The following is an 11168-nucleotide window of genomic DNA, read 5'->3' on the forward strand; positions in this document are numbered from 1 at the left end:
AACCTTTTATACTGATTAATCATGATACTTCCTCTTATGGGCATCCAAGAGAGCCGATCTGCCTTACAACTTGCGCATTCGCAGTTACAGTTGCTTCTGCTCCGATCTTACCCGGAAGGATTGGTATACCGCCGGCAGTGATGGAGCCACTTATTATTTGTCCAGAGGACCCTCCGCCAACTTGAAACTCTCCCCCTATTAGACCAAAGCCTAGTCCCCCATTTCCGGTAATACTAATCGAGCTTTCATTCGGAGCATTGACTACATTGCTTATTCCGAATGCGCCAGTTGCTGCTAAACCAAAGCCTAGGCCTGCGTTTCCATCAACAAATATGCGCCCTTTTTTATCTATAGAAATGCCTCCACCCGCTCTGAAAGCCCCACCATCTGCAGCCGCAAAATCTGCCCCTAATCTAACACGATCATTGTTACCGATGGTCGATGCTGCTGCACATGCCGTCTCTTTAGCAAGCTCTCTTATTCTTTTGTCAGCTTCAGCTAAGGCCTCCTCAATGCTCTGCTGGACTTCATCAGAGATAAAATTACCCCCCCATCGCCCTGCATAACTGCGCCAATAGAAAAAGCCGCGCTCCGGGCCACACCAGGTTATCTCTACACCGTCGTAACCATTGCATAACCCGAGAGGATCCACTTTATTCACCGGATCATTCCTAACATAAGCATAGATATTCATCCCGTCACCATACCCAATGGGATCGGTTTGCAGAAATCGCCCCATGCCCGGCGAGTAAACCCGCGCCTTGTAATGGTACATCTCCAGATCCTTGAGCCACGTTTGACCGGTATATTGAAAACGCCCCTCATTCGTCCAACCGGGGATACCATAAGGCGAATAGGAGTTTATCGCATGGATACCGCCGCTGGCATTGGATAGGGCAATCACGCTGCCGCGCTCATCCTTGTGCATATAGCGTTTGTTGCTGGTGCCGGTGCCTTCGTACCACAGGATCGGATCATCAGTACCGGGGCCATGGACGTAGCGGCGCAGCAAATTGCCGCCTGCATCATATTCCGCAATCAAGTCGACGCCGTCATAACCAAGCCGCGTGGTGGTGCTGCCCGTGGTCTGGTGCAATCGGCCATAGGGGTCATAGCTTAGCGTAACACCATCGGGCCCGGTGATCAGGCGGTTCTCGATATCATAGCCATAGCTGTGATCACCTTCGCTGATCAGATTGCCGCGCGCGTCATAAGTCGGCGTCAACGTGCCAGAGAGCGTATATTGGTTCAGCCCATTGGACGTATAGGGCCGGTCGATATTGTAGTGCCCTTCCCACGCATAGGCATCATTGCTCTGTTCTATCTCGGCAATCTGGCCTGCCGGATTATATTTGAATTTGGCAGTAACATCGTGGGCTGAACCAGACAGATTATTAGTCAGCGTGTAGAGGCGAGAAATATTATCCTCATCATCGTCATAGCCATAGCTGACCGATGTGCCATTTCCATAGGTCAGGCCCGTCCGACGGCCAAAGCTGTCATAGTTATAGGTGGCAATGGCGGCCCCGCCATTTTCCTTGATCTGGTCCAGCGAACCATCAACCTTATAACTGTAGGTGACATGAAAGCTGCTACCCGGCCAAGTCATCTTGGTGCGCCGGCCAGCCGCGTCATATTCATAGGAGGTCACCCGCGATCCACCACCAGTGGTATCTGTAACGGATGTTAGCCTTCCCAAACCGTCAAAGACATTGGTAAGTCCTGCACCACCGCTTGACGCCAATTTAGCGGTTGTCTGGCGTCCCAGCAGATCATAGCCATAATAGACATCATTGGCCGTTCCGGGAAGATTTTTCAGTGTCATCCGGTTGAGATTGTCATAGGTGAAAGCGGCTATCTGCCCATCGCGGCGCTGCCGGCTAACCACATTGCCATTGGCATCATAGCCAAAGCGTTCATAGTCTGATGCACTACTGGTATTTGCATTGGTTTTGTGCGGGTAACGGGTTTCATACAAACGATCGTGGCCGTCATAAATATTGGTGGTGCGATTCTGATTTGCATCGGTGAGTGTTTCCACCTGGCCATTGTCCGTATAGGTCGCTGCCCAAGCATCACGGGCATCAGCGGTCAAATAGCCGTCTGTTTGACGCAACAGTTGGTCCGCGCCGTTATAATGGTATCGTGTGATCCGGTCGGGGCCGGCACTGCCTTGGGCCGAAAGGGAACATGCGGCGCCCGACAGGTTGCTATAAACCGCAGGGTTCATCCGCTGCGCTGAGCAGAGAATGCGACCCTTGCTGTCATAGCTATATTCGGTCAACGCTTTTGCTGCGCCTGCAGCAGTTTTCAGTGTTTCCTTGGTCTTGCGGCCATTGGCGTCATATTCCAGCTCCACATAATCGAGTACTGTCATGGCCGCGAGAGCGGCTACTGTTTCACCATTGGTTTTGCCCGTTTCGATCTTAACAATCTGCCCCTCAGCATTATAGCTGTAGCGCTCCGCGCGATTTCTCATCGGACCGCTATAGTCGGGATCCGGGGTGATAGAGCCCGTGCGCCTGCCTAACCTGTCATAGAGAAAATTTTGCCGATCAACAGAGGTTGGCAGCGGACCATCTACCGATGTGATATTTCCGCGACCGTCATAGCCAGTAATAACTGTGGTGCTGAGCGAACCAGAAGCATTTGTTACATTGACGGGAAGCAAGTTTCTACCATTTTGCGTGGATCCATAGTCAATCGTAGTGCGCACTTCGTCAGCACCACCGGAGCAACTGGCCGTTGTCTGACAGGCGGCAATTTCTGTCGGCACCCACATGGCCGGGCCAGCAACCATGTTACCGCTGGCGTCTTTGTAATAAGCGCTTTCCTGAGCGTAGCTGTAGCGCGTCTGTGGCCGCACGCCATTTGGCGCGGCAGGCCTAGTTATGGTCAGCACACCGCCATGGGTGGGGTCATAGGTATAATCCGTCTTCTTGCCATTGGCATCGGTCGTTTGGGTCGGCTTGTTACAGGTTTTCGTGTTGGTACAGCTATTGGGATATTCAGCCGTGGTAACAAGATTGGCGAGGCCGGATCCGGGCTTCGCAACAACCCGCGTTTCCTCGACATTGCCGCGGCTGTCATAGACAAGTTCTCTGTAATTGCCTTCCGGGTATGTGATCCGCGTCAGGCGGCCCGAGCTATCTCGGGTATAGGTTGTCGTGTTGCTTAAATTATCCGTGTAACTTTTGAGCAGGTTGAGGTCCAAGTAAAAAACATAGGTCTCCGGGCTACCTGCTTTTGTCCGCACCACTGTTTTTTCGTTGGCGCCTGCGTTGATAGAATAAGTATAGCTGGATGTTACACCGGCCACCGTTGCCGATGAGACCGTGCCGGTATTATTATAGCTATAAGAGGCTCGATCCGTTGTTGATCCCGGCGGGGTGATAGCGGTCAACTTGTCATTGCTGTCATATTTGTATTTTGTGATGCCTCCGGCATCATCGGTGACGTCAATGTCATTTCCATCCCTACTAAAATTCACTTCCTGCCAATTTCCTGCCAGAGAACAATCGTTTGCATCAGGGTCACAGTATTCTTCCGTGGTATTAATGGCAGTGACACGCGTTAATCGCTGCCATTCGTTCCAAGTGTTGCCATATGTCCCAGGATCAACATCATCGGCATAATCATATTTCAACATATTGCCGTAACTATTTTGGATTGACTGCAATCGTGTCACCCGCCTAGCAATGAAGCAAAAGCTTCCTTCATTTTCTATACACTGCCAATCTCCTCTATAGCTGAAGTTTTTCTCTGATCCGTTGGTTTCTGTCACCTTAGTTGCCAACACTGTTTCGTGGAAACAATCGCCATATGGATCGCCGTCCTCACAGAGCACTGATGATTTCTCACTGAACAAATATTCAGATCCGTCCGCTGCATAGAGCGTAAACGAATAACTACCGTTATTCCTGACAAGTTTTTCGCCATCGCCTTTTGTCGATGTCCACTCGTTGGTTCCTGATGATGTAAAATTGGTTCTACTAGTGCCGCGCACAACTTGTTTCGGTTCCCCATCATCAAATAAATATGCTACATTTTCCTCAGGATAGCGCATTCCGTATTCGGATTGAAACACGAGCTGCCCTGATCCGCCGCCGATCGATAACTCAGGTACCCGAACAACTACATCACCAGACGATAGATCAACACCATTTTCATCAATCGTCGAATGTTCAGGGGGCGTTTCGGAATTGGATTGGGCCATTGCACTACTGGTCCAGAACAGCCCTACCGCCATGGCAGTGAAAGACGCGGATTTTGTGAATCTACTCTGCATTGCATTTGCCCTGTTCAGCTTAGTCATTTTCAACAATCCTTTCTTCGTCCAGACCACCGAATGGCCGATTCAGAAAATTGTGTATTCTCAGCACAACTCACCCCTCACTCTGCCAGCAGCACATATTCAGGCGGATTCGCGTTATGAAATGTCAGCAATTGGGTACAGGCCGCACTGGTGCCGTCTGCGAAATGAAATCGCATTGGCTTCGATTGTGCGACGGCCGTATTGACCTGCGCAAACCAGCCCCAACACGTTTGGGCTGGGACGCCTTTCCATTCATTGTTGAGATTACAGATCTGGGTCCATGCGCCTCGCCATGAGCTAAGGACAACGACCCCGCCCGCTTTCGTTGTGTAGGCACCGCTTATTGTGCCGGCGCAGTCAACCGCCGCGGCATGCGCTTCGGCCGAAAGGGCGACGCAGCTTAGCGCAGCGACCGCTGATGATATGAAAGTTCTGCGCATCATAAATTCTTCGATATTCTCATCATTGTTGGATCCAGAACCGGTCAATTTTCAGCAATCCACCTTGTGAACCGCGCATCTGGATCGCGACTTCTTTGTCCGCAGCCAGAGCGGTCAGAATCGTAGAATATAGTGCTTCTGCAAAGGCAGGATTCTCTGTGTGAAGATAGGCCGCGGCATAGGTGCCTGACACGCCGGAATAGCCAGCTGCTGAAACGACAGACAAATCGATATATTCTTCAAAATACATCAGGACCAAATTATCATCATTCATGTAGGCCTGCCTGACTTTGCCTTTGTACTCACAATAAGGAATGCCTTTCGACACCGCACAAGTAAAAGTCTGCGCCATTGCGCTTTGCGGCATCATGCCGAGCGCCACGATTACAAGAAGGAATCTGGAAATTATTTTCACAGCTTGCTGCCTCCCGTTGATCGCAATTCTGTCATCTTGAAATGTACAACGCGCCATGGCTCGTCAGTTCGTTATAGGTCCCGCCATGCCAGCCGATTGAAGTGCACGTGTGCACATAGGCTTGCAGCTTAAACTGACCGGCAAAGGCGGATAATGCAGTGGACAGAAGCTCAGAATATTGCGGGTGGGATATGGGAACCCAAATCGTATCAACTCTGGTACAGGGGGTCGGCCCCGGATTGCCATATGCTCCGAAGATAATGAAACCTTGGCCGCGGACGATTTCGATTTTTGTCGGCACAGCATATGCCGTTGAGCCACCCGCTGCATTTGCGGGCAGTGCGAAGGCCATGAGCGCTGAAGCGAGCAGAGCTTTTGCGAAGACCCTCATTTCGCCAGCCGCACATAATAAGGCACAGGGGCGTTCCCATATGTTGGCATCGTGGCGCATTCAGGTGCGTTTATGGTCGTATAGTAAACGTATAGATCCTTATTTTCGGTGATCGCCGTGCTAATGCTGGAAAACCACGTGAAACAGGTCTGCGGTTTAATACCCAGTCGCTCTTGATTGACATTGCAAAGCACCGTCCAGTCACCACGCCATGATCCCAATATCATGACATCGCCGGTTCCATAGGTAATGACGTTCGTGACAGGTCCACCGCAAGAAGCAGCAGCGTTAGCAAGTGAAGGAAAAGCCATTGTGATCACGGCAAGCGCAAGAGATATTAACTTCGTCATTTTAACCCCCTAAAATAAATTCAAATTCCTAGCTCACTGGTCTGATGGGAATGACCAGAAACCCGTTAATCGGCAGCACGATGATACGGCTGGGCCCTCCTGGCGTGCCATCACTCCCCTCCACTGTCACGCGCTTGCGATTGCCTGCAGCGTCATATTCATAGGTGGTGATAAGATCATTGTTAGCACCACCCACCGTTGTCGTACCGATCAGCCGGCCGAGCGCATCATATTCATAGGTGGTCGTCCCTTGCGCCATTGCTGGCCCCGACAAAGCAAACACCACTGCGCCGAGCGACAAGAAAAACGACTTGATTACATACTGCACGATAGGCCTCCTATGTGATGTTAAATGCCGTCACTGCTTGGCAACGGTCGCACGGTTTACGGCAATGTCGCAGGACGACAGCGTGGTTGATTCAAAGTTTAAATTGACGGGAAAAGAAGAGCCAAAGGCAAGGATCAGGACGCTGGCCATAACCTCATAATTGGGATGCGTTTTACCTATGAACATCCGGTTGCCTGGACACGGCCCATTATAGCCTGAAGGCCTCAAGTCCGAACCCTCGACATAGAAGATCAGACCAAATGAATTGGGATAGAGTTGATCAATCTGTCGAGCACCGGTCCATTGTTGCGCAGCCGAAACGGGAGATGCAAAAATCAGCAGGCAGATGACCGCAATAGAACTTACCAAAGCACCGATCTTGGAAAGAAAGATCATGGCGTCACCCGCACACGATTAACAACAGCCTGACAGGAAGACGCTGTGCTATCATCATAGTTCGAATTTACGCTATATTTGGACGTAAAGGCCGTGATTAAGGAACTTACGATCGCATCATAATTGGCCGCAGTAATAGGAATATATAATCTGTTCTCGTTACAGCTTGGGTCATTTATCTGCGCTCCATCCAATTGATAGATAAAACCGCTAGCATGCGGATAAATTTCCGTAATCTTTCTGTTGCCTGTCCATTGAGAGGCAGCCTGAACTGCACTACTTACCAATAGTAAAGCTAATACAGATGATCGCAGAACTGTTTTGATGATCGCCCCCGAACCTGAGTCCCTGTTACAATAAGATAGATATTATTATTGTCGTTCAGTCAACAGAAATGATCATTTATTTGTATATGACCGTAAATGTTAAAATCACATAATAATGGTAAATAATTTTTACCAAAGTTATAGTCTGTTTGGCGTAAATCAGCCATTTCGCATTCATGTTGCATGATGGCACTCCACGACAGGGCAAGCCCGCGCTTTTTTAATCCGGCAATATATCGAGATAAAATATACCCTCTACGCCAGCGTTAGCTGAGCATGTGCCACTACCAACCACACGGACAGGCTTCTTGGCGAGATGCGCCGACAACGCCAACGACAACATGGCTTGTCCAGCGGGCGTAGACGCATCAAAGGCTACCTCCCACAGACCATTGTTGGAGCATGCCGCTTTGGCATAGCCGGTATTTGGTGCACCAGGGTCAAGTTCAAGAAAGGCAACGCCAACCGAATTAACAGATATCCGCGTAATGGTTGCGGGCTCCCACAAGCCTGCAGCAGTTGCTGGCGTTGCTAGTGTCAGCACCGCGAGAAATATGGTTGCCAGTATCTTCTTTAAACTCGACATTCGAAACCCTCCCGTTGCAATCAAATGAGCAAGTTTTTTGCCGCTGCTAGCGCACCTCGAGATATTTAAATCCCCTGATCGTGTTATAACTCTGACCATCATGCATCGCACATCCATCCAAATATCCTCGAATTTCTTTACCGGAAGCAAAGGCTGTCATCAGCAATGCGAAGGCTTTGTCATAATTGCGGTCCGTCTTTAGAAGTACAATGGCCACATCGCGGTCGCAGCCATTCGGATTATCCCAGCCGTTCCCATACATGAAAAACCCGACTTCATGGAATGCAACACTTGTTATTTTTTGCGTGGTAGAACTTGTTGAGCCGCCAGCAATGGCACTGCTAGAACCAATAATCAAAGCGCCCAAGAATGACATCAGAAATAGTATATTTTTCATATTACCTCCTTCAAAAATTATCACCATAAGAAATCAACAATGGCATTCCGCATCACGAACGGACTGTAATATATCCAATCTTACACTTATTGCTGGCGTCGCGATTGGTATAAAGAACAACCGTTTTTCCAGATGAATAGGCGAGCATCAGCGCAGAAACGATTGCCTGATAATTATCTTCATTGGCATTGAGATAGGCCCAGTCGGGACCTCCGGTACAAATGACTGGTCGGCCCTCAAGATAGACCCTGAAGCCGAAATTTTGACCTGTTTCGGTAAGATCGATCTGTGTGACATTTCCGGTTATTGCACCGTCCCAGGCCATGGCTGGCGTTGCTGCAATCAATAAGCCGATGAAAATAGTCATGGCCGACCCGAGTCTATGAAATGCACCCTTCATCACATTGCCCCTAACTTGCCTATTACTGATCATATAAATATTTTTGACCAATGAAACTAAATAAATATAGTAGAGATATATTTTTTATAATACCAGATAATAAAAAGGAGCTCCAAATGGTAAATATTATAAAATTCCTGTTGCCGGTATTGGCATTGGGGCTGTCGGGACCCGCTTATGCCGCACGAACGCAAGGACCGTTGATGAGTCCACTAAAAGTAAACCAGATATATATGACGGACGGAAACGCTGTATTCGTTCTTTTTCAGGATGGTTCGATGCCAACCTGCTACGCCAATAGGGGTGGCTATCTCAGAAAGTCTCATCCCAATTTCGATCAACTATATGCGCAGCTTTTAATGATTATTGCGACCAACGGTAGCCGGGGCAATGTCATTTTTGACACTATTAACCCCAATGCTGGCCAATGGGGTGACTGTGATATCGCAGGCATCTATCTTCGTCCCGAGTAATGAAATGATCTGCATTGACCAATCAAGATATCGGAACAGCTCGAGCCCAATCAAAGGCACTTATCGATGGATCGAGAGGAAATTCTATGAAATATCTTAAAATCATAGCCATCCCCCTGTTCTTGCTCAGCACCAACGCCCACGCAGCAGGCGCTTATCTCGCTAGCGGGGCAACAGTTACCGATGTCGTAAATATAGCAAATAACGGCCAAAATTTTGCGGTGAAGACAGAGGGTGGGTCCAGTAATTGTAATGCGCAATGGATCATTTTTCCTGAAGCCAATGCCCCCAATGCCAATGCCCATCAACGAGCTTATTCGACAGCACTAACGGCATTAACCACCGGCATGAAAGTGACGATATACAACTATGCCGACAGCACATGTGTGCGGGCATCCTATATTCATTTGATGAAACAGCGGTGATTGGGCGTTATCACCTTATTCAGCCAACCAGACTTTACTCAGCTTCAGATAACCTGATGTTGTTCCGAAAAACTGGATTGTAACGGGCCTTTTGCTTGCTTGCGCGGTGATCAACGTAGAATATAGATATTCGGCATAGATTGGATTGTCAGTTATCATGTAGGCCCCAGCATTGTTTACACTCGCGGAAATCCCAGTGTTTGAAATAACCGCCGGATCAACAGAGTTCTCAAAATACATAATAATGAGATTGGCGTCATTGACGTAAAGCTGGGATATCTTGCCGGTATATTGACAATAGCCGCCATAAGACGGCGAACAGAAGAACGACTGCTGCGCAGAAGCGCTGCTGGAGCCGAAGATCAATGTCCCAATAAATGATACAATAAAAATCAATTTTTTCATGCCACCTCCTTTGCAATAACTTTCTCGGTCTGGGTTATAAATCCGACAAACATACCATTAAAAAGCGCTATGCTTATGAACATCCAGTGGCAGGGCAAATCTCTATAAAGCGAAGGTCTTCAGCGTTACCCCAAAGCGAACATGTGCCCAAGCCGCTGACAGTACCCAAATCCTTGCCAGTGGCGAAAGCTGTCAAAATCAGCGACGCATGAACACTGTCCTTATGAACCGCATAACGTAGCGTTGTTGCACAAGCAGGACGATTAGTGTCTGTTCCCCCAACGATACGAAACACAATTGTTTCATTGACTGATCCAACATGCACGATTTTACCGCCTACGGTATTGGCGTCAGCGGTAACGCTGATGCTGATGAGAAACAGCAATATCATTGAATAAAAAATTTTCATTACATTACCCCCTCATTTCCAAAACAAATTATATTCTACATAAAATTATATTTTACATAAAAATGCAAAGCAAAATACACTTATTTGAAGAAGTTGTGACCAAAATGGTCAAGATCTAAACTATACTAACGGAAAAATCCTGCCATCCACACCCGCGCTATGTTAGTTCAACTGGATCACGGGCAACTTTACACCGCCAGCACCATCTATACCCAGACCAGCAAAATTTTGACCAATGGCGGCATTGCGTACAAAGAATTTAACTTGTGGTGAGGCGCTGCCACCCAGCACCTCGCCCGCCTTCACTTTGCCATCGGAACCCAGAGTAACTGATAACTCGACGCTACCCTTGGCACGTGGTAATCGGGCACGCAGGCCAGCAACCCATTGCTCAAAAACATCTTCTGATGTTGCCTTGGCGTCATCACCAAAACCAAAAAATCCAGCGACGCGTCCAGCCAATGAAGGCTTCTTCTCGGGTCCTCGTTGCCTACCCTCAAGCTCTGGCTTGCGATTAGGGGCGGCGCCCGCAAACGGGTCATAAACACCGCCGCTCGCATCGCCTCCAGACGCTAATCCTTGCCCTGTTCCTGTATTGGCGTTCTGCTCAACGAACGGTTCCGGGGCGGCTACATTGGAAACAGGACGAGGTATTTTGATACGGGAGAGAGACCATTCGGGCGGCAATTCTGCCGGGGCATTCACTTCGATATCGATCTTTGGTGCTTGTGCTGCTTGTGACAGCAATGGTTCGCCGCTGGCTTCCTGTTCCGCCGCCTGATCATTTTCCGAAACTTCACCCAGTTCCAACATGGTCATGCTTGTCGTTTCTCCGGCAGGAGGAACAGGCTCCCTTTCAAAGGCTTTGTTGAACGCGGCCGTCACCAGAAAATAGAAAAACAACCCATGGAAAATGAGTGCGAAGGTGCCGCTAGATAATTTTCGTAGCCGATCACCATCGGGCCAAATATTATATAAGCCTGGAATCCATGAGGGACCAAAACGCCATCCAAACGTGCGTTCAACCTGCCACTGATCGATTGTTTGAAAGGCCATATACCGCCATTTTGATCTGATTCCTATTTATATTAAGTCGCTTTGGCGCCGTTGGA

The 11168-nt window shown here is 48.8% G+C and carries 15 protein-coding genes; 2 read left to right on the forward strand and 13 right to left on the reverse strand.

The window, feature by feature from the left end:
* Positions 1-34 precede the first annotated feature (34 nt).
* From BS29_RS14575 to BS29_RS14620, 10 genes are all read right to left on the reverse strand, one after another.
* The gene (locus BS29_RS14575; RefSeq protein WP_229954365.1) at positions 35-4288 is read right to left on the reverse strand and encodes an RHS repeat domain-containing protein; all 4254 of its coding nucleotides are present in this window, start codon (positions 4286-4288) and stop codon (positions 35-37) included.
* A 104-nt stretch (positions 4289-4392) separates the two neighbouring features.
* The gene (locus tag BS29_RS14580; RefSeq protein WP_229954366.1) at positions 4393-4758 is read right to left on the reverse strand and encodes a hypothetical protein; all 366 of its coding nucleotides are present in this window, start codon (positions 4756-4758) and stop codon (positions 4393-4395) included.
* A gap of 19 nt (positions 4759-4777) precedes the next feature.
* Positions 4778-5170 (reverse strand): hypothetical protein, encoded by a 393-nt coding sequence (locus BS29_RS14585; protein ID WP_229954367.1) that lies wholly within the window; start codon positions 5168-5170, stop codon positions 4778-4780.
* A gap of 31 nt (positions 5171-5201) precedes the next feature.
* Positions 5202-5522: a hypothetical protein gene (locus BS29_RS14590; RefSeq protein ID WP_229954368.1), complete on the reverse strand. Its 321-nt coding sequence runs from the start codon at positions 5520-5522 to the stop codon at positions 5202-5204.
* Between the two features lie 35 nt (positions 5523-5557).
* Positions 5558-5911 (reverse strand): hypothetical protein, encoded by a 354-nt coding sequence (locus BS29_RS14595; protein ID WP_229954369.1) that lies wholly within the window; start codon positions 5909-5911, stop codon positions 5558-5560.
* Positions 5912-5939: 28 nt separating this feature from the next.
* Positions 5940-6239: an RHS repeat domain-containing protein gene (locus BS29_RS14600; RefSeq protein ID WP_229954370.1), complete on the reverse strand. Its 300-nt coding sequence runs from the start codon at positions 6237-6239 to the stop codon at positions 5940-5942.
* Positions 6240-6269: 30 nt separating this feature from the next.
* Positions 6270-6635: a hypothetical protein gene (locus BS29_RS14605; protein ID WP_229954371.1), complete on the reverse strand. Its 366-nt coding sequence runs from the start codon at positions 6633-6635 to the stop codon at positions 6270-6272.
* Positions 6636-7181: 546 nt separating this feature from the next.
* Positions 7182-7547 (reverse strand): hypothetical protein, encoded by a 366-nt coding sequence (locus BS29_RS14610; protein ID WP_229954372.1) that lies wholly within the window; start codon positions 7545-7547, stop codon positions 7182-7184.
* A gap of 46 nt (positions 7548-7593) precedes the next feature.
* Entirely contained in the window at positions 7594-7944 is a 351-nt protein-coding gene (locus BS29_RS14615) for a hypothetical protein (RefSeq protein ID WP_229954373.1), read from the reverse strand.
* 52 nt (positions 7945-7996) lie between these two features.
* Positions 7997-8311: a hypothetical protein gene (locus BS29_RS14620; RefSeq protein ID WP_229954374.1), complete on the reverse strand. Its 315-nt coding sequence runs from the start codon at positions 8309-8311 to the stop codon at positions 7997-7999.
* 149 nt (positions 8312-8460) lie between these two features.
* Here BS29_RS14620 and BS29_RS14625 point away from each other — a divergent pair, with 149 nt between their 5' ends.
* Together BS29_RS14625 and BS29_RS14630 are read left to right on the forward strand one after the other, a co-directional pair.
* The gene (locus BS29_RS14625; RefSeq protein WP_229954375.1) at positions 8461-8817 is read left to right on the forward strand and encodes a hypothetical protein; all 357 of its coding nucleotides are present in this window, start codon (positions 8461-8463) and stop codon (positions 8815-8817) included.
* Between the two features lie 86 nt (positions 8818-8903).
* Entirely contained in the window at positions 8904-9242 is a 339-nt protein-coding gene (locus BS29_RS14630; RefSeq protein WP_229954376.1) for a DUF5992 family protein, read from the forward strand.
* Positions 9243-9257: 15 nt separating this feature from the next.
* Here BS29_RS14630 and BS29_RS14635 read toward each other — a convergent pair whose 3' ends face one another.
* The 3 genes from BS29_RS14635 to BS29_RS14645 form a co-directional block, all read right to left on the reverse strand.
* Positions 9258-9647 carry a hypothetical protein gene (locus BS29_RS14635; RefSeq protein ID WP_229954377.1) on the reverse strand — a complete coding sequence of 130 codons (390 nt, stop codon included), beginning with the start codon at positions 9645-9647 and terminating at the stop codon, positions 9258-9260.
* Between the two features lie 73 nt (positions 9648-9720).
* Positions 9721-10056, reverse strand: a complete 336-nt coding sequence (locus BS29_RS14640; protein ID WP_229954378.1) for a hypothetical protein — start codon at positions 10054-10056, stop codon at positions 9721-9723.
* Positions 10057-10218: 162 nt separating this feature from the next.
* The gene (locus BS29_RS14645) at positions 10219-11112 is read right to left on the reverse strand and encodes a hypothetical protein (protein WP_229954379.1); all 894 of its coding nucleotides are present in this window, start codon (positions 11110-11112) and stop codon (positions 10219-10221) included.
* Positions 11113-11168 lie beyond the last annotated feature (56 nt).

Origin of the sequence: Parasphingorhabdus litoris DSM 22379, assembly GCF_020906275.1 — a bacterium.
GTDB classification, from domain to species: domain Bacteria; phylum Pseudomonadota; class Alphaproteobacteria; order Sphingomonadales; family Sphingomonadaceae; genus Parasphingorhabdus; species Parasphingorhabdus litoris.